This window comes from Rhizobium sp. LjRoot254, from assembly GCF_964254105.1.
GTDB lineage: Bacteria > Pseudomonadota > Alphaproteobacteria > Rhizobiales > Rhizobiaceae > Rhizobium_E.
The window spans coordinates 1,766,743-1,790,619 of sequence record NZ_CAXUSM020000001.1; the positions used below are offsets into that span (position 1 = coordinate 1,766,743).

The 23,877-nt window shown below is 60.0% G+C and carries 19 protein-coding genes and 1 tRNA gene; 16 read left to right on the forward strand and 4 right to left on the reverse strand.

Annotated elements, in window-relative coordinates; genetic code table 11:
* The first annotated feature begins 34 nt into the window (after positions 1–34).
* Positions 35–1,063 carry a DUF2778 domain-containing protein gene (locus tag ACSQ26_RS08560; RefSeq protein WP_436008155.1) on the forward strand — a complete coding sequence of 343 codons (1,029 nt, stop codon included), beginning with the start codon at positions 35–37 and terminating at the stop codon, positions 1,061–1,063.
* A 164-nt stretch (positions 1,064–1,227) separates the two neighbouring features.
* On the opposite strand, the gene ACSQ26_RS08565 is transcribed toward ACSQ26_RS08560, so the two are convergent.
* Positions 1,228–1,312, reverse strand: a tRNA-Leu gene (locus ACSQ26_RS08565).
* Positions 1,313–1,432: 120 nt separating this feature from the next.
* On the reverse strand, positions 1,433–2,056 hold the full coding sequence (wrbA, locus tag ACSQ26_RS08570) for an NAD(P)H:quinone oxidoreductase (RefSeq protein WP_436008156.1): 624 nt from the start codon (positions 2,054–2,056) through the stop codon (positions 1,433–1,435).
* Between the two features lie 215 nt (positions 2,057–2,271).
* Between wrbA and ACSQ26_RS08575 the strand changes: the two genes are divergently transcribed.
* The 9 genes from ACSQ26_RS08575 (at position 2,272) to greA (ending at position 16,331) form a co-directional block, all read left to right on the forward strand.
* A complete protein-coding gene (locus tag ACSQ26_RS08575; protein WP_436008157.1) occupies positions 2,272–3,054 on the forward strand; it encodes a competence/damage-inducible protein A in 783 nt (260 codons plus the stop codon).
* A 79-nt stretch (positions 3,055–3,133) separates the two neighbouring features.
* Positions 3,134–3,964: a universal stress protein gene (locus tag ACSQ26_RS08580; RefSeq protein ID WP_436008158.1), complete on the forward strand. Its 831-nt coding sequence runs from the start codon at positions 3,134–3,136 to the stop codon at positions 3,962–3,964.
* Positions 3,965–4,096: 132 nt separating this feature from the next.
* Complete coding sequence (gene gpt / locus ACSQ26_RS08585; protein WP_436008159.1) at positions 4,097–4,594, forward strand: xanthine phosphoribosyltransferase; 498 nt, start codon at positions 4,097–4,099, stop codon at positions 4,592–4,594.
* Positions 4,595–4,803: 209 nt separating this feature from the next.
* On the forward strand, positions 4,804–6,708 hold the full coding sequence (locus ACSQ26_RS08590) for a methyl-accepting chemotaxis protein (RefSeq protein WP_436008160.1): 1,905 nt from the start codon (positions 4,804–4,806) through the stop codon (positions 6,706–6,708).
* A 70-nt stretch (positions 6,709–6,778) separates the two neighbouring features.
* Complete coding sequence (locus tag ACSQ26_RS08595; RefSeq protein ID WP_436008161.1) at positions 6,779–7,354, forward strand: hypothetical protein; 576 nt, start codon at positions 6,779–6,781, stop codon at positions 7,352–7,354.
* 751 nt (positions 7,355–8,105) lie between these two features.
* Entirely contained in the window at positions 8,106–11,897 is a 3,792-nt protein-coding gene (locus ACSQ26_RS08600) for a vitamin B12-dependent ribonucleotide reductase (protein ID WP_436008162.1), read from the forward strand.
* A 1-nt stretch (position 11,898) separates the two neighbouring features.
* Entirely contained in the window at positions 11,899–13,257 is a 1,359-nt protein-coding gene (locus tag ACSQ26_RS08605; RefSeq protein WP_436008163.1) for a hypothetical protein, read from the forward strand.
* Between the two features lie 251 nt (positions 13,258–13,508).
* Positions 13,509–15,431 (forward strand): methyl-accepting chemotaxis protein, encoded by a 1,923-nt coding sequence (locus ACSQ26_RS08610; protein WP_436008164.1) that lies wholly within the window; start codon positions 13,509–13,511, stop codon positions 15,429–15,431.
* A 417-nt stretch (positions 15,432–15,848) separates the two neighbouring features.
* Positions 15,849–16,331: a transcription elongation factor GreA gene (greA, locus tag ACSQ26_RS08615; protein ID WP_436008165.1), complete on the forward strand. Its 483-nt coding sequence runs from the start codon at positions 15,849–15,851 to the stop codon at positions 16,329–16,331.
* Between the two features lie 31 nt (positions 16,332–16,362).
* Here the strand turns inward: greA and ACSQ26_RS08620 are convergent, their stop codons facing one another.
* Both ACSQ26_RS08620 and ACSQ26_RS08625 read right to left on the reverse strand, forming a co-directional pair.
* The gene (locus tag ACSQ26_RS08620; RefSeq protein ID WP_436008166.1) at positions 16,363–16,707 is read right to left on the reverse strand and encodes a hypothetical protein; all 345 of its coding nucleotides are present in this window, start codon (positions 16,705–16,707) and stop codon (positions 16,363–16,365) included.
* A 658-nt stretch (positions 16,708–17,365) separates the two neighbouring features.
* On the reverse strand, positions 17,366–17,722 hold the full coding sequence (locus tag ACSQ26_RS08625) for a YbaN family protein (protein WP_436008167.1): 357 nt from the start codon (positions 17,720–17,722) through the stop codon (positions 17,366–17,368).
* A gap of 191 nt (positions 17,723–17,913) precedes the next feature.
* On the opposite strand from ACSQ26_RS08625, the gene ACSQ26_RS08630 reads away from it, so the two are divergent.
* The 6 genes from ACSQ26_RS08630 to ACSQ26_RS08655 all read left to right on the forward strand — a co-directional run bounded on the left by ACSQ26_RS08630 (position 17,914) and on the right by ACSQ26_RS08655 (position 23,853).
* Positions 17,914–18,189, forward strand: a complete 276-nt coding sequence (locus ACSQ26_RS08630) for a hypothetical protein (RefSeq protein WP_436008168.1) — start codon at positions 17,914–17,916, stop codon at positions 18,187–18,189.
* 162 nt (positions 18,190–18,351) lie between these two features.
* On the forward strand, positions 18,352–18,489 hold the full coding sequence (locus ACSQ26_RS08635) for a DUF1127 domain-containing protein (RefSeq protein ID WP_436008169.1): 138 nt from the start codon (positions 18,352–18,354) through the stop codon (positions 18,487–18,489).
* Positions 18,490–18,776: 287 nt separating this feature from the next.
* Positions 18,777–19,235 carry a hypothetical protein gene (locus tag ACSQ26_RS08640; RefSeq protein ID WP_436008170.1) on the forward strand — a complete coding sequence of 153 codons (459 nt, stop codon included), beginning with the start codon at positions 18,777–18,779 and terminating at the stop codon, positions 19,233–19,235.
* Between the two features lie 107 nt (positions 19,236–19,342).
* Positions 19,343–20,506 (forward strand): AI-2E family transporter, encoded by a 1,164-nt coding sequence (locus ACSQ26_RS08645; RefSeq protein WP_436008171.1) that lies wholly within the window; start codon positions 19,343–19,345, stop codon positions 20,504–20,506.
* Between the two features lie 107 nt (positions 20,507–20,613).
* Positions 20,614–21,801: a hypothetical protein gene (locus ACSQ26_RS08650; protein WP_436008172.1), complete on the forward strand. Its 1,188-nt coding sequence runs from the start codon at positions 20,614–20,616 to the stop codon at positions 21,799–21,801.
* A gap of 420 nt (positions 21,802–22,221) precedes the next feature.
* Positions 22,222–23,853 (forward strand): FMN-binding glutamate synthase family protein, encoded by a 1,632-nt coding sequence (locus tag ACSQ26_RS08655; RefSeq protein ID WP_436008173.1) that lies wholly within the window; start codon positions 22,222–22,224, stop codon positions 23,851–23,853.
* Positions 23,854–23,877: the final 24 nt, after the last annotated feature.

The window sequence follows — 23,877 nt, forward strand, 5'->3', positions numbered from 1 at the left end:
GACGCTCAGTGTAATGCACGAGGCGGCTCGCACATTGTCCGAAAACATGAGCCTCGCCACGCCCCTCCATGTCAAGGTAGCGGTGGCCGACGAACGCCGCCTCCCGCGCGCGCTGAGAGCCGCCAAGTCCGCACGCGTTTTGAAGCCGTCCGAAAGCGAGATCCGCCGGGGGCAGCTTACCGTCGCGGCGATCCGGATGGCCCACCAGCGCAGCCTTGCCGCCCAACTCGCCTTTTCGGAAAAAAGCAGGAATGCTGAGAAAGCAAAGATCGTGGCCGCGGTTGCGCGTGCAAAAAGTTCGGTGGAACGGGAAGAGAAAATCAGCGGCAAGCCATCTTTGGTAACTGCACTCCTGGAAGATGTTCCGGTCCGCTCCCTTCAGCCCTTCGGCCTTGTGCTGGCGAAGCCCGAAACGGAAGAAGACGTGGCTCTTCCCAGCCGGATTCCGCTGCCTGAAGCCAGACCATTGATTGAGACGGTGGTTATTGAGCAAAAGCCAGCCGACGAAAAACCTGTCGCGCGCAGAAACCTCGACAACAAGGACAGCAAGGAAGACGTCGCCTATGCAAAACCCGAGCGCTCGCTGTTTTCCGATCTGTTCAAGGGCAAGGCCAGCGACACCGCCTGGCCGGGAAAGGGCACGAGGGTCGCGATCTATGACGTTTCCAACGCGACCGTCTACCTGCCCGATGGAACCAAGCTGCGCGCCCATTCCGGCATAGGCAGAATGCGCGACAATCCGCGCTACGAGCACGTTACAATGAAAGGCCCGACGCCCGCCGGCATCTATCGCCTGTCGATGCGCGAGAAGCGCTTTTACGGCGTGGAGGCAATTCGTATGACGTCGATCGACGGGCGCGACCCGCAGAACCGAACCGGGTTGCTGACGCATACCAATTTGTTGCGCGGTCAGAAGGGCTCGCACGGCTGTGTCGCCTTCCAGAACTATCAACCATTCCTCAAGGCCTTCAAACGTGGTCGGATCACGATGCTGGTCGTGGTGCCGGAGCTACCATCATCACGTACGCAACTCGCCGCGCTCTATCGCAAGGCCGGCGCCTGATCGATCTCCGCGCGCCCTCTATTCTCGCTAGGGTAGCTACGCGCCTCATATCGGATGAAGAGTCTACTGCAGCCGGCACCCACAAACGGACATTCTACCCTTCTGGTGCCGTGGAACCGCCAAGATCATCCTCGTGCGTTTCAAATAACTCAACAAAATCAAAATGGTGCGGACGACGGGAATCGAACCCGTACGAGCAAGCCCGAGGGATTTTAAGTCCCTTGCGTCTACCAGTTCCGCCACGTCCGCATTGCGTCATCCCTAACGTGGTGCGATTGATTTGAGAAGAGCCGTTCGACGGATTTCGCCCTGAACGAAAAAACGGCCCGGCGTTGCTGCCGGACCGCCTCATGCTGCGATCCAAATCCGTTATGCCGCAGCCTTGGATGCAGCCGTACCGGCGATCTTGCCGGCGATCTCGGCGACGTACTTGCCCTGGAAGCGGGCGCCGGCGAGTTCGTTTTCGCTTGGCTGGCGCGAGCCGTCGCCGCCGGTGATGGTGGAGGCGCCGTAGGGCGAGCCGCCGGTGATTTCGTCGAGGCCCATCTGGCCCTGGAAGGCGTAGGGCAGGCCGACAGTGACCATGCCGTAGTGCATCAGGGTCGGCAGGAAGCCGAGGATGGTCGATTCCTGGCCGCCATGCTGGGTGGCCGACGACGTGAACACAGAGCCGACCTTGCCGACCAAGGCACCCTTGGCCCACAGGCCGCCGGTCTGGTCGATGAAGGAACGCATCTGCGAGGCGACCGTGCCGAAGCGGGTACCGGCGCCGAAGATGATCGCGTCGTACTCGACGAGATCATCGACCTTGGCGACCGGAGCGGCCTGGTCGAGCTTGAAATAGGAGGCCTTGGCGACCTCTTCGGAAACGGTTTCCGGCACGCGCTTGATATCGACAGTCGCACCGCCTTCGCGGGCGCCTTCGGCAACGGCCTCGGCCATCTTTTCGATATGGCCGTAAGCCGAGTGATAGAGAACGAGAACTTTTGCCATTCTGATGATCCTTATGTTTCGACAGCGTCAAGGGCTGCGGCAGACCTGTAGATAGACGTCATTTCGCAACTTTGCAGCCCAGCAAATGGCGCCCGCAGTGTTCACTCCTGGTGAACAATCATGCGTCTGTCATCGCAGTTTGAGAAACGAACATGCGGCGACAGCCGCGCTTGACAGGGTCGGCGGCGGGGTATCAATTCACCGGCAAAACATGCATGACCAAGGGACAAATCATGAAGGATCCTGCCAACATCGTCACCGCCGCCATGCTGGCGATCGGCGACGAACTCCTGTCGGGCCGCACCAAGGACAAGAATATCGGCCATCTCGCCGAGATGCTGACGCTCAACGGCGTCGACCTCAAGGAGGTGCGCATCGTCGCCGACGAGGAGGACGAGATCGTCACGGCGCTCAATGCGCTTCGGAGCCGCTACAATTACGTCTTCACCTCGGGTGGCATCGGGCCGACCCATGACGACATCACCGCGGATGCGATCGGCAAGGCCTTCGGCCGCAAGGTCGTGCACGACGAGAAGGCGATGCGGATCATGGGCCGGATGTATGCCGAGCGCGGCATGGAGTTCAACGAGGCGCGGATGCGGATGGCGCGGATGCCGGAGGGCAGCGTCCATATCGACAATCCGGTGTCGGCCGCACCCGGCTTCAATGTCGAGAATGTCTATGTCATGGCCGGCGTGCCGTCGATCTTCCAGGCGATGCTCGACAACGTGCTGCCGACGCTACGGACGGGCACGCGGATGCTGTCGCGAACGATTCCCTGTCCGTTCGGCGAGGGCATGATCGGCTCGGCGCTGCGCGCCGTGCAGGCCGAACACCCCGAAACGGTGATCGGCTCATACCCGAAATTCGACGGCAAGACCTATTCGACGGATCTGGTGGTGCGGGCGCGCTCGGACGGGGTGCTCAATGCCGCCGCCGAGGCGGTTGCCGCAATGGTGGCGGAGATCGCCGCTGCACAAGCGAAGGGAACTCCGTGAGCCCCTTGCGCGTTGATAGACATCCAGGCGTAACAGATTAAAATCTATAACTTAATCACGTTGACCCCAGGAGGAACCGATGCCCGTCAAGACCATTGCCACGATCCTCACCCAGGCCGAGACCTGCCGGCCGGTCTTCGATGCGGCCGCTGCCATCGCCGGCGAGCATGGCGCGCATGTCATCGGGCTGCATGGCGAGGTGATCGATCCGCCGCCGGTTCTCTCCCCGCTCGACCTGCCGGATTCCTCCGTCATATCCAGCCTCTACGATGCGGCGGCGGAGAAGACCAACGCCATCAGGAAAGTGTTCGAGGATTGCGGCGCGCGCTCGGGCGTCTCCTACGAGTGGCGGCCGTTCAAAGGCTCGACCGGGGCCGCCAATGCCGGCGTGATCGACAGCGTGCGGGCAGCCGACCTCGTCATCGCCCCGCAGCCGCAGGCCGGGATGGTCAGCGAACACGATACGGTGCTGTTCGAAGGCGGAAGGCCGGTGCTTTTCATTCCGTGGATCGACAAGGAGTTCAAGGCATTCAAGCGCGTGCTCATCGCGTGGGATGGCTCGCGCGGCGCGACCCGCTCGGTCTTCGATGCGCTGCCGCTCCTGGAAAAGGCAACCGATATCGAAATCTTCAGCGTCCAGCCGAAGGAGCGCGAGGGCCAGCCCGGCGATATGCTCAGCGCCGAGATTGCCGCATCGCTCTCGCGGCATGGGCTCAACGTCACGACGCGGTCGCAGGCCAAGGAAGGCCTGCCCATCTCCGCCGTGCTCGAAAACCGCTGCAGCGACTTCTCGGCCGACCTGATGATCATGGGCGCCTATGGCACCTCGCGCATCATGGAGCGCATCTTCGGCGGCGTCACCCATGTGCTACTGGAATCGATGACGGTGCCGGTGCTGATGTCGCGATAGCGCGCATTCCGCACTGTATCGGTGTGGATAGCGCGCGGCTTGCCCGCCGCGCCCTGCTTTTGCGCTTTACGCGGCAGGCGGCAATCCCATAATGACGTTCCAGAATCATCCGATATGCGAAAGTCCGCCGCCATGTCCCTTCCCGAAAAAGCATTTCCCGTTTCCTGGGACCAGTTCCATCGCGATGCGCGGGCGCTGGCCTGGCGGCTTGCCGGTCTCAATCGCAATTTCACCGGCATGGTCTGCATCACGCGCGGCGGGCTGGTGCCGGCGGCGATCATTTCGCGCGAACTCAATATCCGCCTGATCGAGACTGTCTGCGTCGCCTCCTATCATGATTACCTCAACCAGGGTGACATGGCCGTGCTCAAGTCGATCTCGCCGGAACTCCTCAAGGACGGTGGCGAGGGCCTGCTGGTGGTCGATGACCTGACCGATACCGGCAAGACCGCGGCACAGGTGCGTGCGATGCTGTCCAAGGCGCATTTCGCCGCCGTCTACGCCAAGCCTAAAGGCGTGCCGATGATCGACACTTTCGTCACCGAAGTGTCCCAGGATACCTGGATCTATTTTCCCTGGGATATGGGCTTCACCTACCAGGAGCCGATCGCCAAGGGTCATGCCGGTTGACCGCCCGGAGTAAATTGCATCCATTGATTTCATGTACGTCGCGTCATTCAATCGGCGGTGCCCGGCGTTTCTGACGTTTTTCAGTTTTTTTGAATATTTGTGCCTGCTATGGGCCGGATAGGTTCGTATTTAACAGGCGATTAAGCCTGATCGCCTAAGCCTAGTCCCATGGACTGTTTTGAGACAGTCAAGAATTCGGTGGGGAACTGATGGTATCGGGCGTTTTTTCCAGGCTTTCGCTAACCGCAAAAGTTGCAGTCGTTATCGTTGCGGCCAATCTGACGGGGCTTGCAGTCACAACCTGGCTGTCGTGGTCGGCGGACCTGTCGGCCTCGATGGAACGGGCGGAAAAGGACTGGAGCAAGGCGACCCAGCAGGTCGGCGCCACCGCCGAGGGCGCGGTCAAGTGGAAGAAGGCTTCCGTCATCCAGGAGGCCTACGCACTTTATCGCAACGACCCGTCGCTCGGGCTCGTCGCCTTCCTGGCCGTCAACGCCAAGCTGGAAGCCGCCGATGGCTGGGCCGGGTCCACGGAAGCCAGCGCCGATCACGATCAGCGGGCGCAGGCAATCTTCAGCCAGACCCCCGAAACCATCGTTGTGGACAAATCCAAGCCGGGCGAAGTGCTGGTGGTTTCGCCGCTCGGCCTCGACAAGGCAGGCAAGCGCATCGGCTATGTCGCGGCCAGCTGGTCGTCGACACCTGTCGTGGATGCCGCCCGCAACCAGGCTCTGTGGTTTGCCGCCAAGCAGGCTCTCGTGATCGCTTTCGTCATCGCGGCATTCCTCATCGCCATGCGCCAGTTCGCGGGAAAGCCGCTCGGACAGCTCGCCAGGCGCATCTCGGCTATGCAGGACGGCGATTTGGTCTCTGAAGTGCCGATGCTCGATCGCAGCGACGCGGTCGGCGTGATTGCCCGGGCGCTCGATGGATCGATCACGTCGATCAAGGAAAAGGCCGAGCAGGAACATGCCGCCCACCAGCGTCAGCTGGAAATGGATGGCGAGCGTGCGCGCTTCGCCGAACAGTCACGGGAAAGCGCCGAGGCCCAGGCCAAGGCGATGGCGGTGCTTGGTGCGTCGCTGGAAAAGCTCGCAAGCGGCAATTTCTCGGCGCGCCTCGGGGATATCGACCCTGACTTCGAGAAGCTTCGTAGCGATTTCAATACGATGGTGACGGCTGTTGCCGAAACGCTTTCGGGCATTTCCGACACCGCTTTCGCACTCGATGGCGGTGCGGCCGACATTGCAAGCTCCGCCGACCAGCTTGCCAAGCGTACGGAAATCCAGGCTGCCGCGCTTGAGGAGACGGCCGCCGCGCTCGAAGAGATCACCAGCACGGTCACGCTCGCATCCGAAAAGGCCGATCAGGCCTCGAAGCTGGTGCTTTCGACCAAGCAGAACGCCCATGGGGCTGCCGGCATCGTCCGCGATGCAGTCTCCGCCATGGACCGCATCCAGAATTCATCGAGCCAGATCGGCAAGATCATCGGCGTGATCGACGAGATCGCCTTCCAGACCAATCTTCTCGCGCTCAATGCCGGGGTCGAGGCGGCGCGTGCCGGCGACGCGGGCAAGGGCTTTGCCGTGGTCGCCCAGGAAGTGCGCGAACTCGCCCAGCGCTCGGCGAGTGCCGCCAAGGAGATCAAGCAGCTCGTCTCGGCATCCGGCCAGGAAGTTGGCTCCGGCGTGTCGCTGGTCAATTCGATGGGCAATTCGCTGCTGTCGATCGAGAGCCAGGTCAACGAGATCCATGACAGCATCTCGGCGATCGTTTCCTCCTCCAAGGAGCAGGCGATGGGCCTCAACGAGGTCAACAACGCCATCCGCCAGATGGACCAGGCGACGCAGCAGAATGCGGCGATGGTCGAGGAGACCAATGCCGCCTGCCAGGAACTGCAGACGCAGAGCAACCAGCTCAAGGCGGCACTCAGCGACTTCCAGTTCGATGGCACTAGCGCGTCATCTTCGGCGCGTATCATTACGCCGGAGCCGATTCGCGCGGTCAGGCCTGTCGCGGCGCCCGTCCGCAGGACCTATGCGGCACCGGTTATCCGCGCTGTCGCAAGCAGCCAGTCGGCTGCGGCGCAGTCGCAGGATTGGGAAGAATTCTAAGCAATTCGCGCCAAGAGGTTTTGGCGCGTCCAACGGCTCGGGGTAGCCGATCTCAAAAGGGGAAATGCGAATGAAGAAATATCTGCTGGGCGCTGTCGCCATGCTTGCGCTTACCATCGCCATGCCGGCGATGGGTGAAGAGGCCCATGTCGGCCCCGTCACCGAATATGTCAATGCGAATGTGAAGACCTGGCTGTCCGATCCGACCATCGTCGCCGCGATTACGGCACAGAACGCGGCCAATGCCGCGCTCGACCAGGCGGGCGTCGATGCGCTCGACCAGAAATGGCGCGCCGAGGTGGAAGCCGACAGCCATCCGATGATCGACGCAGTGATTGCCAATCCGGTCTCGGCCTTCCTCAAGGCCAAGCAGGAAGCATCCGGCGGTACGATCACCGAGATCTTCGTCACCGATGCCAAGGGCCTGAATGTCGGCCAGAGCGACATCACGTCGGACTTCTGGCAGGGCGACGAGGACAAGTTCACCAAGTCCTTCGGTGCCGGCGCTGGCGCGCTGTTCGTCGATGTGGCGGAGAAGGACGAGTCCACCCAGATGCTGCAGAGCCAGGCCTCGATGACCATCGTCGACGAAGCGGGCAAGCCGATCGGCGCCGTCACCATCGGCGTCAATCTCGACCAGCTCTAAGCACGTTTTGGACCACTGAAAGGGCAGGCGGCGACCACGGGGTTTCCGCCTGCCCACAACTTCCGTTCTATGACATCTTGTGGGTGACATTTGAGTGCCCGAACACAAGATGTAGTGATTGCCGCCGCTTGAAAGCCGCAACGAATCAGTTTTGCGCACCGCTGCCATAAAGCCCCAAATTTTTACAGACGATCGGCCATTCGGACCGAAAAATAAATAATTTCAAGACGATTTTAATGACATCGGCTGAGGGCGGCATTGCAACCCCATCGAGAAATGCAGGTATTCCCGAGGCTTGGACGTTTTCCCAGTTTTCCACATCCTGTTGATACTAGATGTGGTGTTAATAATTTCGTCACGAACAAGCTCTTGACGGAATCGCGTTGCACGCGCTTAATGAACCTCGTTGCGGCGGCAGCGGGATCGGATTGTAACGAGGCCCGGTCCATTTTTAAAAAATCTGCGTGTGATCAAGGGGCGTCAGCCCAGGGCATTTCCGTGCCTTGGCGACGAGTGAGAACACGCGGATTTTTTTGCCCCGGGACGGACAAAAGACTGGCATTAATGCGGCGTTAATACTATATTTAGTGTTTGCAGCCAACAATGCCACAAGATGCAGGGGTACGGGAATCACCGCTCCACATTTTGAGAACAAGGCAACTGGCACGCAAGGTCAACAAAACCCGCGCGTTTCCAGAACGGGAATTCATGCGCCTTTTCATAGGCGTGACCAAGGCTAGGGGTTGAAAAGATGCGCATAGAACGGAAATTCACGGAAGCCGGCAAGTCGGCCTATGACAGCGTTGCATTCCGCACCGCGACCAGCGAAATCCGCAACCCGGACGGTTCCATCGTGTTCCGCCTCGCCGACATCCAGGTGCCGGAGCAGTTCAGCCAGGTGGCTGCCGATATCCTCGCCCAGAAGTATTTCCGCAAGGCCGGCGTGCCGACGCATCTCAGACGCGTTGAGGAGAACAACGTTCCCTCATGGCTGTGGCGTTCCGAGCCCGACAAGGAAGCGCTCGCGAAGCTGCCGAAGGACGAACAGTCCGGTTCCGAGATCGACGCCCGCCAGGTCTTCGACCGTCTCGCCGGCACTTGGACCTATTGGGGCTGGAAGGGCGGCTATTTCTCGTCCGAGGAAGATGCGCTCACGTTCCGCGACGAGCTTGCCTATATGCTCGCCACCCAGCGCGTCGCGCCGAATTCGCCGCAATGGTTCAACACGGGTCTCCATTGGGCTTACGGCATCGACGGCCCCGGCCAGGGCCATTTCTATGTCGACCCCGTCACCGGCAAGCTGGTCAAGTCGAAGTCGGCGTATGAGCATCCGCAGCCGCATGCCTGCTTCATCCAGTCGGTCGAGGACGACCTCGTCAACGAAGGCGGCATCATGGACCTCTGGGTCCGAGAGGCGCGCCTGTTCAAATACGGCTCCGGCACCGGCTCCAACTTCTCCTATCTGCGCGGCGAGGGCGAAAAGCTCTCCGGCGGCGGCCGTTCGTCCGGCCTGATGAGCTTCCTCAAGATCGGTGACCGTGCTGCCGGCGCCATCAAGTCGGGCGGCACGACCCGCCGTGCGGCCAAGATGGTCGTCGTCGACATCGACCATCCCGATATCGAGGCTTACATCAACTGGAAGGTCAAGGAAGAGCAGAAAGTCGCGGCGCTCGTGACCGGCTCGAAGATCGTCGCCAAGCATTTGAAGGCGATCATGAAGGCCTGCGTCAATTGCGAAGGCACCGATGGTGATTGCTTCGATCCGAAGATGAACCCCGCCCTCAAGCGCGAGATCAAGGCCGCCAAGGCTTCGATGGTGCCCGAGAACTATATCGGCCGCGTCATCCAGTTCGCCCGCCAGGGCTATACCGACATGGAATTCAAGACCTATGATACGGATTGGGATTCCGAGGCTTATCTGACCGTCGCTGGCCAGAACTCCAACAATTCCGTCTCGATCAAGGACGACTTCCTCCGCGCCGTCGAGCGTGACGACACCTGGAACCTCACCGCCCGCAAGGATGGCAAGGTCGTCAAGACGCTGAAGGCGCGCGACCTCTGGGAGTCGATCTCCTACGCCGCCTGGGCTTCGGCTGATCCTGGCCTGCATTTCAACTCGACGATGAACGACTGGCACACCAGCCCGGCGGCCGGCCCGATCCGCGCTTCCAATCCGTGCTCGGAATATATGTTCCTCGACGACACCGCCTGCAATCTCGCATCCCTGAACCTCATGCAGTTCAAGGATCCGAAGACCGCGCGCATCAACATCTCGGAATACGAACACGCCGTCCGCCTCTGGACCATCGTGCTCGAAATCTCCGTGATGATGGCGCAGTTCCCGTCGAAGCGGATCGCCGAACTCTCCTATGAATACCGCACGCTCGGCCTGGGTTACGCCAACATCGGCGGCCTCTTGATGTCGACCGGCATCCCTTACGACTCCGACGAGGGCCGTGCGATTGCCGGTGCGCTCACCGCCATCATGACCGGCGTCTGCTATGCGACCTCGGCCGAAATGGCCGGCGAACTCGGGACATTCCCGATGTACGAGCCGAACCGCGAGAACATGCTCCGGGTCATCCGCAACCATCGCCGCGCCGCGCACGGCACCAAATCAGGCTATGAAGCTCTGTCGGTTACCCCGGTAGCGCTGATCCATGCCGACAGCCCCGACCAGGACCTGATCAAGCACGCCACGGCTGCCTGGGATCTGGCGCTCGAACTTGGCGAGAAGCATGGCTACCGCAATGCCCAGGTCTCGGTCATCGCGCCGACCGGCACGATCGGCCTTGTCATGGATTGCGACACAACAGGCATCGAGCCCGATTTCGCGCTGGTCAAGTTCAAGAAGCTCGCCGGCGGCGGCTACTTCAAGATCATCAACGGCGCCGTGCCGGAAGCGCTCCGCACCCTTGGTTACTCCGAGAGCCAGCTTGCCGAGATCGAGGCCTATGCCGTCGGCCATGGCAATTTCAACCAGGCGCCCGGCATCAACCCCGGTTCGCTGAAGGCGAAGGGCTTCCCGGAGGACAAGATCGAGGCGGTCAACGCCGCGCTCAAGTCGGCATTCGACATCAAGTTCGTGTTCAACCAGTGGACGCTCGGCGCCGAGTTCCTCGGTTCGCTCGGTGTCTCCTCTGAGCAGATGAACGCCATCGACTTCAACCTGCTCGACCACCTCGGCTTTTCACGCAAGGAAATCGAGGCCGCCAATATCCATGTCTGCGGAGCGATGACGCTCGAAGGCGCGCCCTTCCTCAAGAAGGAACATCTCGCGGTCTTCGATTGCGCCAATCCCTGCGGCAAGATCGGCAAGCGCTACCTCTCGGTCGAAAGCCACATCCGCATGATGGCGGCAGCGCAACCGTTCATCTCGGGGGCGATCTCCAAGACCATCAACATGGCCAATGACGCCACTGTCGAGGATTGCAAGAACGCCTACATGCTGTCGTGGAAGCTCGGCCTGAAAGCCAACGCGCTCTATCGCGATGGCTCCAAGCTCTCCCAGCCGCTCAACGCCTCGCTGATCGAGGATGAAGCGGACGAGGATGCGATGGAGGATTTCATCGCGGCCCCGGCTGCGGCCCAGGCCGTCACCGTCACAGAGAAGATCGTCGAGCGGATCATCGAACGCGTCACCCGCGAGCGTGAGAAGCTCCCCAACCGTCGCCAGGGCTATACCCAGAAGGCGGTCGTCGGCGGCCACAAGGTCTATCTCCGCACCGGCGAATTCGGCGATGGCCGCATCGGCGAGATCTTCATCGACATGCACAAGGAAGGTGCCGCCTTCCGTGCGATGATGAACAACTTCGCCATCGCCATCTCGCTCGGCCTGCAATATGGCGTGCCGCTCGAGGAATATGTCGAGGCCTTCACCTTCACCAAGTTCGAGCCGGCCGGCATCGTGCAGGGCAATGACGCGATCAAGAACGCCACGTCGATCCTCGACTACGTGTTCCGCGAACTCGCCGTGTCCTATCTCGGCCGCCACGATCTCGCCCATGTCGATACGTCCGATTTCAGCAATACGGCGCTCGGCAAGGGCATTTCCGAAGGCAAGACCAACCTGATCTCGACCGGCTGGACGCGCGGCCACAAGCCGACGCTGGTCTCGGGCGGTATATCAGGCGAGCCCAAGGGCTCGGCCGGCGAGGGCGCCCGCGGTGCACTCGGCGCCTCCGTGATCTCCGCTGCCTTCGGCGGCAACGCGGCCCGCAAGCTCGACGTCGAACCTTCGGTCACCGAAATCACGGCCTTCCGCCGCGATTACGAGCAACGCCAGGCCGAAATCGCCGAGGAGCTGGAATACGAGGAGGTCGTCGAACCCTCCACCGACACCGGCCTCTTCACCGACAAGGCCGCCGCCGACGCGGCATCGGCCAAGGCGGATGCCAAGACGCGCGCTGCCGACCGCCGGGCCCAGGCCCTGGCGCAGGGCTATACGGGCAATATGTGCGGCGAGTGCCAGAACTTCACCATGGTGCGGAACGGGACGTGTGAGAAGTGCAATACGTGTGGCGCGACGAGCGGGTGCAGCTGAGGTGAATGCTGTTCGCCAGAACATAATGTTTTCAATATATGACCCTGATAGAGAAATCTCTCTCTATCAGGGTCTGTTTTGGTTTGAAGAGAAGAGCGGATTTCGTGGGCGCATTTATATCGCCAACTATTCTCCATCCAATGGTGCATTTTCTACCTTTGAACTACCGGACTTGCTGCAGAAACCTCATCTCCAAATAAAAACAGAAGATGGTACCTTTGCGACGATTTGCTTTCCTGTGTATCGCAAGAGACAGTGGAAGAATTTTGATTCACTGCGTATAGAGTTTACGTTCCGATATCTTGTGGACGGCGTTGGTATTAGCAATAGTGAAAACGCGGTTAGTTCGATCAGTCTATGCTGCGATACACTTGCAAGCTTGATATCAGTAAGACCGGTAAACTACTCCTTTGCTCAGGTAGGGAGCAAAGTGGATGGCGTTAATTCGTTTTTTTGCGAACATGAACCGGTTAAGTGGACTGGGAAAGACTATGATCTAAGTATTGGCTTTCTAAGGAATATATCTTCTTCAGCCGGAAACCTCAGCGTTACGTTGAAAGCAAGTCCTTGCCTTGAGCTAAAATTCTCTTCTGGAGCGAAACTCGAGGAGGCTCTCAAGTATATTCGAATGCTTGATGATTTTATTGGTGTGATATCCGGTAAGTACGTGAGATTTTCCGCAATAAAAATCGGCGTATTAATAGAGGAGGAGGAAGGCGAGAAGGTACATGAATTTCCACTTGAGGGATATGGGGTCGGATTTGAAATTTCTGACTTCGTTGATTTTCATGATGTACTGGCGGTTATATCTCCTGAGCGAGATTGGTGTGAAATGTTGGGTGCGCTTCGAAATGTATGGGAGCAAAACGAGATTGTATTTAAATGGTTTCGAACTTCGCAATTGAACGTGAGATATCTGGAGGAGAAATTCGGTTATATAATCAGAATTGTCGAGAAATATTTCAAGGTCGAATTTCAAGATCGCGCCGCCGTTTCTAAATTAAGTACGATTCTGCAGCGATCTGATGGAGACGATGAGTTGACGTCGTTTATACGTGAGCGTGTGGCTCCTATATTTAAAAACAAGGCCTCATTGGCGGCGACAGTCAGGAAAATATTCGAAGATAATCAAGAATTCAAAGCTGCAAGGGAGATCGAACCAAGGTTTATTTCGAACTTGAGAGGCCGAGAAATGCACGGATCAAGCCGAAACTACGGCGCGGACGATTATGGCGCGATGTCCTTGCTGCATAATACGTTCTTGGTGATATTTAGAATTGATATTCTTGTTCGCCTTGGATTCTCAAGGGCTGGGATTATTGGGCGACTGAGACAAACGTCGGCGGCGGAGCTATTCTAGAATGTTTTAGACTAACTCTTCTGTTCAAATAGTGTTTTTTGAAGTCGGCGCTACCCCACCCCCGCCGGAGTTGGCCCACCAGCACTCCCATGCCCAATCTCCTCCCCGCAGTCCTTAGAGGGGAATTCACCGCCCGCCCCACCAACCCCCACCGAATCCCGAATATACCCACCAACAATTCCTAAATTGACCGTTAATTAAGCATGTCTGGATAAGCTTCAATAAGTTTTTTCCGGGGGCGAGATTCAATCATGGCGTCGATTCAACGAAAAGTTACATTTGCGAGCGTGGCGATCTTTGCGCTGGCGGGCGGCATCACGGGGGTGGGCATGTGGTCCGCTGACGTGCTGGTGCGAAACGGCGCCGACGTCAACCGCTCCGCCGACGTCCTGAGAAACCACATGCAGGCGGACATGATGCACGATGCGCTGAGGGCGGATGTGCTCGCGGCGATCCTGGCATCCGATCCCGCCGCCGGCGTTTCCAAGGACGCTGTCAAGGCCGACCTGGACGAACACAGTGCCACTTTCAGGGAGATGGTCGAGACCAACAAGAAGCTCGCCGCCGACCCGGTGACGCAAAAGGTGCTTGCCGATCTCGATGCCCCGATGGCGACCTATATCGACAGCGCGACCACGATGGTCGATCTCGCCGGTGCAAAACCGGCCGATGCCCTGAAGGCCTTGCCCGATTTCATGGCGCAGTTCTCGAATCTTGAAACCGGGATGGAGCAGGCGGGCGACCAGATCGGTGTTGTCTCGGAAAACGCTGTGAAGCAGAGTAGCAGCGTGCAGGAGACCGTGAACATGCTGCTGGCGGCGCTGTTCGCCGTCGCGGCGGTATTCTCGATCGGGCTTTACCTCCTGACGAGAAAGACGGTCACCAAGCCGATGCTCTCGCTTTCGAACGCCATGGAGCGGCTCGCCGGCGGCGACACCGACATCGACTCCGCCGGGCAGGGGCGCTCCGACGAAATCGGAACCATGGCCAAATCCGTGGAAGTCTTCCGCCATGCGGCGATCGCGAAGAAGGCGTCGGAGCAACAGATGGAGGACCAGCGCCGCCAGTCCGAGATCGACCGCATCGCCACGCAGGAGCGGATCGAGGCCGAGGCCGCGGAACGGCTGAGGATCGCGACGTCGGGATTGGCTGCAGGCCTGCAGCGGCTTGCCTCCGGTGATCTTTCCTTCCAGCTCGATCAGGCATTCGCACCCGATTTCGAGGCCTTGCGCCAGGATTTCAACCTTTCGGTCAAGCAACTCGGCGACACGCTGAGCGCCATCTCGGTCGGCATGGCCGCAATCGATGACGGTACACGGGAAATCTCCGCCGGCGCCGGCGACCTGTCGGTGCGGACGGAACAGCAGGCGGCATCGCTCGAAGAGACCGCCGCTGCGCTCGACCAGATCACCGCCAATGTCGGCAGTTCCAGCAAGCGCACGGAGGAGGCCCGATCGGCGGCCACCGACGCGAACCGCAGCGCCTCGAAATCCGTCGAGGTCGTGTCACAGGCGGAAGAGGCGATGCAGCGCATCGAGACCGCCTCGCAACAGATTTCCAACATCATCGGCGTGATCGACGAGATCGCCTTCCAGACCAATCTCCTCGCGCTCAATGCGGGTGTCGAGGCGGCGCGCGCCGGCGAGGCCGGCAAGGGTTTTGCCGTCGTGGCGCAGGAAGTGCGCGAACTGGCCCAGCGCTCGGCGCAGGCCGCCAAGGAAATCAAGGGGCTGATCCACAATTCCTCGACCGAGGTCGCGGGCGGCGTGAAACTGGTGCGGGAAACAGGCGTTTCGCTCAAGACGATCGGCGAGCAGATCGCCGGCATCAACATTCACATGGACTCGATCGCCACGGCGGCGCGCGAGCAGTCGACCGGCCTGTCGGAAGTCAATCAGGCGGTGAATTCCATGGACCAGACGACGCAGAAGAACGCCGCGATGGTCGAGGAGACGACCGCGGCTTCCGCGACGCTCGCCATGGAAGCAGCCAAGCTCAGGGGCCTTGTCGGGCAGTTCAAGCTCAATGGCGCGCCATCGGCCCAGTCCTCCGCGCTCAGGCAGGTGGCCCGGACGATGGCCGAGCCGTTGCAGCGGCCCGCGGCACCGAGAAAGGCCGCAGGTATGGGCGCGGCTGCCGCGCATGCCGCGCAGGGCGATTGGCAGGAATTCTAGCCAGGACCGCTCAACCTCGCGCTATCGATTCCGTTCGATTGCAGGGGTTTGCATTCGAGGTGATGGCGCGGCTTTTTGCTCCCTCTTCTCCCCTTGGGGAGAAGGTGGCCCGAAGGGTCGGATGAGGGGTTGCGCGAAGCGCCACGGACGGCATTTGGGAACCCCTCATCGCCTCGCATGCGCTCGGCACTTCTCCCCAAGGGGAGAAGAGGGTGCAAGCGGCTCGCTTCGTGACAAATCCACGTGGATTGCCCCGCGTTTCATCGCGTGAGACATATCACACGAGATTGGCACCGGTGATCGATACACCAGACAAGTTAGGCAGTAGCGGTTCGCCTCTTGTCATCCTATAGTCACATTCCGACGGCGCGCGGGCATTCAACCTGTGCGCTGGCTGCATTGATATGGAGTTCTGTTGTGAGCGTCGCCTTCACCAAGGAAGAAAGTTCCGAAACCGCTTCGGAGACCGTGCTGCCGGATCGCCCGATTTCGCCGCATCCGAATCTCGTCACGGAAGCGGGATTGAAGGCGCTGGAACTGGCGCTCGCCCAGGCGCGCGAAGCCTATGAGGCAGCAAGCCTAATCGAGGACGTGAATGAACGCCGGCGCCACGCCGCGATCCCCTTGCGGGACGCGCGCTATTTCGCCGAACGCGTGAGCACGGCGCAGGTCATCCCCGACCCCGTGTCGTCTGATGTCGTGGCCTTCGGCAGCACGGTGACCTTCAGCCGCGATGACGGGCGCGTGCAGACCTATCGCATCGTGGGGGAGGACGAAGCCGATCCCAAATCGGGATCGATCTCCTTCGTCTCGCCGGTGGCAAGAAGCTTGATGGGCAAGGCGATCGGCGATGTGGTCAGCGCCGCCGACCACGAATTCGAGATCACAGCCATCGCATAGAGCCGGGCTTAGCGTTTGTGCCCAGCGGCTCTCAGTCGTCGCTGCCACCGAACAGCGCTTTGAGCGGATCCTTCTTTTTGCCGGAATCCTTCTTGTCGCCGTCCTTGTCTTTCTTGGCCGAATCCTTCGCGGCCTTGAGGCCATGTTTGAGCAGTTCCTTGCTGCCCTTCGGCATCTTGCCCTTCTTCATGGCGCCGCCCAGCAGGCCGGCGGCGATGTCGAGCGCCACGTCGTCCATCGCATCCGTGTCGGCGGTTTCCTCGCTCTGCGTCTCTTCCTTGACGGGCTTCTTCTTTTTGCTCGCGGCAGGCGCCTCGATTGCGCTCATAGTGGCGATCGCGGCCGCGAGTGTGGCGACCAGAAGCTTGTTCGGCATGAATGACTCCTCCAATACCCGCAGCGGGGGCTGCGGCGGCTGGTTATGAATGTGCGGGCAAGTTTCCCCTGACCCGGAATTCGTGACGGGCGGGCGTGCGAAAATATTCTCGGTCGAACGACTGAAAATGATCGAGAGCGATTTTCTTGCCAGTTAAATCAAACTGTTGCGAACGAATATAGGAATAAATACCTGCAATCTCTTCCCAACCTTGCCATCCTGTGGCACAATCCTTGCCGTTCTGCCCTCGGCTACCCCGCATGGCGATGCGGGCGAGGCAGGACCGGTGCCTGTTGCGGGGAAGCGACGTAAGTCCCCGCACCGGGCGTCCGCGAGAAAGGGTCTCCCCCGGGTACCGCCTGCAAAGGCGCGTACGCGTGGCGTGCGTTGTACCGCACACAAGCCCGTCCCCCCGGAAATTTCAGGTCCGGGATCAGGATGGGTGCAGACGACCGAGTTCGCGGATGAAAAGACACCGAACGGGGCACGGATGCGTGTCTTACCGGCTGCCGAAAGGTAGCCATATAACTCGGCACGGAGACGTGCCCCGGCCGATCCTATTTGCCCAAAGCGAAGGGATCGAGGACATGCATGGTCAAACCACGGGGCGGAAACGCCCGCGTGAACGGAGAGGCGTGTCCTCAAGAGTATGGCGCCATCAGGCCGCCGGTCTTGTGGCAATGAAGGTGGCGCAGGCAGCGAGGATCAGGCCGGAACCGGTCTTGGCGATCACCGGCAAGCCGGACAGGATCAGGATATAAAGGAGGCTGAGGCTCATGGTGGCCAGCGCGATGATCTTGATGCGGGTGGGGATGGCGCCACGCGCCCGCCAGGCTTCGATCGGCGGCCCGAGACGGGGATGGTTGACGAGCCAGTGCTCGAGCCGCGGCGAGGACTTGGCAAACGCCCAGGCGGCGAGCAGCAGGAACGGCGTCGTCGGCAGCAGCGGCAGCGCGATGCCGAGCACGCCGAGTGCCACCGCCAGAACCCCGATCGATATGTATATGAATCTCATCTGTTCCCGTCCGGGAAAACGCCTCGCTGAACCCGCGCATCCAAGCGCATATTTGCCCGGCTCGCGCAAGATCGTTTTACGAATCCGCGGCATCGCGGCTTCGGCATGTTTCATTCGCATACGAACGAATGACGTAAAGCTGAAACATAGCCATCCTAATCCATCAGCATCAAAGGAGAGGGAGACGGACAATGAGCTTGGCAAACGCTGTCATCGCAAGCTGCGCAGCGATCCTGGGCTTTGCGACATCCGCCGTGGTTGCCGACGTGCGGCACTCCGAAAACGTCGCATCGCAGATCTACCTCTCTTCCGCGCCGTCGCCGGTTTCGCGAGAAGCCAAGCTTTTCACCCGTTACCGCTCGCTCGACGCCGATCCGATCGGCGTCGCCAGCGCGGCCCCGGATTTCGAGCGGCAGGCTGTGCACGTTGCCGGCCCAAGCGAGCGGGTGCGCGGCATCATCCGCTGAGGCGCGGTCGGCCCAGGGACGCTTTCTTACCAAACCCTGAATTTATTCGCCAAAATCCCCTGCGTTTTTTGCATGCCTACAATGCGACCTTATGCATTTTTATTAAGCAAAGGAATGCCTATCTGATGTGCACGAACAAAGCACATGTCAGGAGACACGAAAATGAGCATCCGCAAGAAAATCCGCAATTACGTCGAAAATCGCAAGGCCGTGCAGGAGCTTTCCGCTCTCAGCGATCATGCCCTCAGCGACATCGGCCTTTCCCGTTCGCAGATCCGCCAGGCCGTTCTCGGCCGCTAAGCGGAAAAGCAGATACCGGCGGCGATACCTCCCTCCCGTCCGCCTCGACACAGCCAGCCGCTCCCCTCGGCTGGCTGTCTTTTTATGTGCGGTTCGCACCACGCAAAATGGCGCTGTGCAAAAGTCATCAAATCTTCGCGGAACCGAACCGGTGACTCGCGCCTTAAGGACATGTCCCGGGGGCATTTCGTATCGCACCGCCTCGGAGGAGTGCCCGGTCGCATGTTGGCCGGGACGGGGACGAAAACGAAACATCAACCGATCAGCAACGCAAGGACCCCCTGGCGATGATGGCACTGAGATATTTCGCGATCGTGGCCCTCGGGTTCCTCGGTTCGTGCACGGTCCCCGCCGATACGTCGCCTGTCGTCGAAGAAGACCGGACGGTCAAGGCGTCGCGTACCATAATGGTCGGCATGAGCGAGGCGGATGTCCGCATGTGCGCCGGCTTTCCCACCATGGGCGTCAAGATCGCGGACAACGAGAAGATCTGGACCTACCAGCGCATCTATGCCCGCGGCACGATCAATTTCGGCGCCTCGACGCTCGCCATGGGGCCGACGCCGGGGCTGACGGGCGGCACCGGGCTCGGCACGCCCGGCTTCTGCTACACCCAGATCCGCTTCCTCGACGGCAAGGTCAGCCAAGTGGAATTCGCCGGCGACAACAATACCGCTACACGCGTCAACGGCCTCTGTGTCTCGACCGTCGACCGCTGCGTGGTCTATGCCAAGAACCGGAAATAGCCGTCCGTTCCGGATCTGATGCGTGTTCCGGAACCGATCCCGCGCGCCATGCGTTCCTTGCCGACTCATGCCGCAGGGGGAATGTCCCCCACCAAAGGGAAATGTCCGTGGCCGTTGAAACGACAGATGCCGCCGCCGGTTCCTCCCAGAGAGTGCGCAACAGCCGCATTGCGACAAATCGATACCTTGGCGGCATTTTCATCCTGCTTTCGATCTACGGGCTGTTTCTCGGCCGGGATTTCCTCACCCCGGTCCTGCTTGCCTTCATGCTGGCCACCACGCTTTCACCCATCGTCCGCTATCTCTCCAAATGGTATGTGCCGCCGGTCGTGTCCGCGACGCTGCTCATCGTGATGTCGGTCATGGCCTTCGGTATGATCGGCTATGCCACGAGCGGGCCGGTCAGCCAGATGATCAATCAGGCGCCCGAGATCGGCGCCAGGCTCAACGAGCGGGTCGCGACGATACGGCAGGCGATCGACAAGGCGGTCGAGGCGACCAGCCAGATCGACAACGTCGCCGAGAACGTATCGGATGGGAAAACCCAGAAGGTCGTGATCGCCCAGCCGGGTATCCTGTCGCGCGCCGCCGGTAACCTGCTGTCGGTCGGCACGACCATGGCAATCACCTTCGTGCTGTCGCTCTTCCTGCTCGCCTCGGGCACGATGTTCTACCAGAAGATCATCCAGTCCTTCAGCCTGCTCTCCGACAAGAAGAAGGCGCTGCGCGTGGTCTATAATGTCGAGCGCGAGATATCGCGCTACCTGTTCACCATCACCTTCATCAATATCATCGTCGGCGTGGTGGTCGGCTGCGGCCTTTGGGTGATCGGCATTCCCAACGCCTTCGTCTGGGGCGTGGCCGCGACCATCCTGAATTTCCTGCCCTATGTCGGCGCGCTGATCGCCATCGTGCTCACCGGCATCATTTCTCTGGTGAGCTTCGACAGCCTCGCCTACAGCCTCCTGGCGCCCGCTTTCATCCTGCTGGTGCACATCATGGAAGGCCAGTTCCTGACGCCGCTCCTGCTCGGCCGGCGGCTCGAGCTCAATGCGGTGGCGGTGTTCATCTCGATCTCGTTCTGGTCATGGCTCTGGGGTTTTGTCGGGGCGCTGATGGCGGTGCCGCTGCTCGTGGTGATCAAGGTCGTCTGCGACAATTTCGATAATCTCAAGCCGTTCGGCAATTTCCTCTCCGCCCACCAGCCGCCGATCAAGATAGACGCGGAGGAGACGGCGCCGGGAACAACGCCTGTAACGAATATTTCATAAGCGATTCTGCAATTTTTATTTTGTGAAATAATCGAACAAAATTTCAGTGGACTTGCCTTGCTGGCGCGTTACCGCACCAGAAAAGCGCAAATGCAAGGCAGAACAATATGATACAGGTACACCCGATCACCGGCGAAATCACCTTCGCCTATTCCATGACATTGTCCGATACTTATTACGTCTTGCGTAAGAATTCCTCCATCGACGTCGCAGCCGACTATGCGCTTTATGAGCAAGCGGGCGTCAGCAACAACCGGGTCATCATCAAGGGCTCGGTGACGGGCAGCGACGACGGCCTCGATGTCGGCATCGGGCTCGACGGCAAGAATTCGGAGGTCTGGGTCGCCGAGACAGGCCTGGTTCACGCCGCTGTCGGAGTCGAGATGGGCGCCTTCGACCAGAAAGTCACGAACTACGGCAGGATCGAAGGCGCCCACTTCGGCATCTGGGCTCAGAGCAATGGCACGATCAGGAATTTTGGCACCATCTTCGGCCATGAAGACGGGATCATGACCGGTGGGGCACATCCAGTCGATATATTCAATGGCAAGGACGGGCGCACTGTAGCGGACAATGTGGCTGTCCACCTCAATGGCGGCTACGGCATGTCATCGACCTTGACCAATGAGGGAGTGATCAAAGGCGGAGGATGGGCCTTTGCCTCCGCTTACGGCGATGAGAAAGTGGTCAACCACGGCGTCATGAAAGGCTCGATCTGGATGGGCGAGGGAAACGATACGTTCGACAACCGCGGCGGCAAGGTCGACCATGAAATCTATGGCCAGAAGGGCAACGATACGCTGATCACCGACAGCGCCAACGTCCATATGAAGGAAGATGTCGACATGGGTGTGGATTCGGTCAAATCGACCGTCAGCTACACCCTGTCCGAGAATGTCGAAAATCTCGTTCTCATCGGCAAAGCCGACATCAATGGTTCCGGCAATGACGGCGGTAATGTGCTCACCGGCAACAAGGGCGACAACAGGCTGGCGGGTCTCGGCGGGGCGGATATCCTCAACGGCGCGCGTGGCAACGACATCATGACCGGCGGTGCCGATGGCGATGTCTTCCTGTTCGCAAAGGGCGGCGGCCACGACATCATCAGGGATTTCACGCATGCCGAAGATCATGTAGACCTGTCCGCGCAGGACATCATCGCCGACTTCGACGACATGATTGCAAACCATGTCACATCGTCTCATGGCGACCTGACGATCCATGTCGGCAACGCCACCCTGATCCTCGAAAATACGAAGGTCGGCGATCTGGACTTCAACGACTTCTACTTTTGAGATCACGAGGATTGAGATCTTTCGCCATCACTGGCTCCAGGGGGCGTCATGCAGATCAGGAGATCGATTTTTGCCATTCTCACCGCCTCCGCGATCCTTTTCCCCGGCTGCGGCCCGCACTGTCGATGACAATTGCGGCTATGGCCCCGACGACTGGTGTACGACCGAAAAGGACGGTGCCTGCGGCAGGCACAAGGACGCGCTTTTCTGCATGAAAGATCCGGCCTGCAGGGGCATGCAATACCGCGGCGAATCCGTGGTAGCGTGCAATTGGGATGAGAACGGTTATGCGGGCAATTGTCCGACCGTGGGATGCCTCGACAGGAATTGAAATCCCCTGTCTTCGGCATGTCACGTTTCGCACAATAAGACTCTGCGTATGCGTCTCAGGTGGGGACGTGCACGGGGGGACGACAGTCCATGGAACGGGTAAAGCTTTATTTTTCAATGCGGTACTTTCCGCTCACGGCGTCCGTCATCATCGCCTTGTTCCTGGCGCTGATGATCGTGACGCGCGAGTGGCCATTCGCCGTGTCGGTCGTGTTCTTCTTCATCTTTGTACTACTGGCCGCCGTCGGTATTCACGACGTGCTGCAGACCAGGCGGGCGGTTCTGAGGAACTATCCGATCTCGGGTCATGCCCGCTACATCATGGAGGATCTCCGCCCGAAGATAAGGCAATATTTCTTCGAAGGCGAGAAGGACGGCAGGCCGTTTCCGCGCGACAAGCGTTCGCTCGCCTATCAGCGCGCCAAGGGCCAACTCGACAAGCGGCCGTTCGGCACCGAATACGATGTCTACGAGCCGAAATACGAGTGGATCTCTCATTCTTTTGCGCCGAGCCGTATCGAGAATTCGGATTTCCGCGTCAAGATCGGCGGGCCGGACTGTCTCAAGCCATACCAGGCCTCGGTGCTCAACATCTCGGCGATGAGCTTCGGTTCGCTCTCGGCCAACGCCATCCGCTCACTCAACAAGGGCGCCAAGCTGGGCGGCTTTGCCCATGACACGGGCGAGGGCGGCATATCGCCCTATCACCGCGAAAATGGCGGCGACATCATCTGGGAGATCGGCTCGGGCTATTTCGGCTGCCGCAATGACGATGGCTCGTTCTCGCCGGAACGGTTCAAGGAAAATGCGACCTCCGAACAGGTCAAGATGATCGAGATCAAGATCAGCCAGGGCGCCAAGCCGGGCCATGGCGGCGTGCTGCCGGCGGCCAAGATCACCGAGGAGGTCTCGCGGATTCGTGGCATTCCGATGGGGCAGGACTGCATTTCCCCATCCGCCCATCCGGCCTTCTCGACGCCGCTCGAACTGATGGCATTCATCAACCAGCTCCGCGAGCTTTCAGGCGGCAAGCCGGTGGGTTTCAAGCTCTGCATCGGCCACGCGCATGAATTCCTGGCGATCATCAAGGCGATGCTCGAAACCGGCATCACACCCGATTTCATCGTCGTCGATGGCAAGGAAGGCGGCACAGGGGCGGCGCCATCGGAATTCATCGACCATATCGGATCTCCCCTGCGCGAAGGGCTGACATTCGTTCACTACGCGCTGGTGGGCGCCAACCTGCGCGACAGGATCAAGATCGGCGCCTCCGGCATGATTATCTCGGCCTTCGACATCGCCCGCGTCATGGCGCTCGGCGCCGACTGGTGCAACATGGCGCGCGGTTTCATGTTCGCGGTCGGCTGCATCCAGAGCCAGGCCTGCCATACCGATACCTGCCCGGTGGGCGTGGCAACGCAGGACCCGGACCGCCAGCGCGCCCTCGTCGTGCCAGACAAGGCGACCCGCGTGAAACAGTTCCACGGCAAGACGCTCGAGGCGCTGGCCGAAGTGGTCTCCGGCGCGGGGCTGCATCACCCCAGTGAATTCGAGACCTTCCACTTTCACAAGCGCGTTTCCCATTCCCAGGTGACGACCTTCACCAATCTCTATCCACCGCTCGATCATGGCGAACTGCTGTTCGGCACGGAGGATCATCGCTACAAGATCCCCTGGCATCTGGCGCGCGCCGACAGCTTCAAGGCGGCTTCCCTGGCCTGACGTGAATGTTCGTCTGCCGCAGGC

What these genes read in the sequence shown, in the direction of transcription:
- wrbA (WP_436008156.1), bottom strand. Translation starts at nt 2,056, where the DNA reads ATGGCAAAAGTTCTCGTTCTCTATCACTCGGCTTACGGCCATATCGAA.
- ACSQ26_RS08575 (WP_436008157.1), top strand. Translation starts at nt 2,272, where the DNA reads ATGACCAAGGGACAAATCATGAAGGATCCTGCCAACATCGTCACCGCC.
- ACSQ26_RS08580 (WP_436008158.1), top strand. Translation starts at nt 3,134, where the DNA reads ATGCCCGTCAAGACCATTGCCACGATCCTCACCCAGGCCGAGACCTGC.
- gpt (WP_436008159.1), top strand. Translation starts at nt 4,097, where the DNA reads ATGTCCCTTCCCGAAAAAGCATTTCCCGTTTCCTGGGACCAGTTCCAT.
- ACSQ26_RS08590 (WP_436008160.1), top strand. Translation starts at nt 4,804, where the DNA reads ATGGTATCGGGCGTTTTTTCCAGGCTTTCGCTAACCGCAAAAGTTGCA.
- ACSQ26_RS08595 (WP_436008161.1), top strand. Translation starts at nt 6,779, where the DNA reads ATGAAGAAATATCTGCTGGGCGCTGTCGCCATGCTTGCGCTTACCATC.
- ACSQ26_RS08600 (WP_436008162.1), top strand. Translation starts at nt 8,106, where the DNA reads ATGCGCATAGAACGGAAATTCACGGAAGCCGGCAAGTCGGCCTATGAC.
- ACSQ26_RS08610 (WP_436008164.1), top strand. Translation starts at nt 13,509, where the DNA reads ATGGCGTCGATTCAACGAAAAGTTACATTTGCGAGCGTGGCGATCTTT.
- ACSQ26_RS08620 (WP_436008166.1), bottom strand. Translation starts at nt 16,707, where the DNA reads ATGCCGAACAAGCTTCTGGTCGCCACACTCGCGGCCGCGATCGCCACT.
- ACSQ26_RS08625 (WP_436008167.1), bottom strand. Translation starts at nt 17,722, where the DNA reads ATGAGATTCATATACATATCGATCGGGGTTCTGGCGGTGGCACTCGGC.
- ACSQ26_RS08630 (WP_436008168.1), top strand. Translation starts at nt 17,914, where the DNA reads ATGAGCTTGGCAAACGCTGTCATCGCAAGCTGCGCAGCGATCCTGGGC.
- ACSQ26_RS08635 (WP_436008169.1), top strand. Translation starts at nt 18,352, where the DNA reads ATGAGCATCCGCAAGAAAATCCGCAATTACGTCGAAAATCGCAAGGCC.
- ACSQ26_RS08640 (WP_436008170.1), top strand. Translation starts at nt 18,777, where the DNA reads ATGATGGCACTGAGATATTTCGCGATCGTGGCCCTCGGGTTCCTCGGT.
- ACSQ26_RS08650 (WP_436008172.1), top strand. Translation starts at nt 20,614, where the DNA reads ATGATACAGGTACACCCGATCACCGGCGAAATCACCTTCGCCTATTCC.
- ACSQ26_RS08655 (WP_436008173.1), top strand. Translation starts at nt 22,222, where the DNA reads ATGGAACGGGTAAAGCTTTATTTTTCAATGCGGTACTTTCCGCTCACG.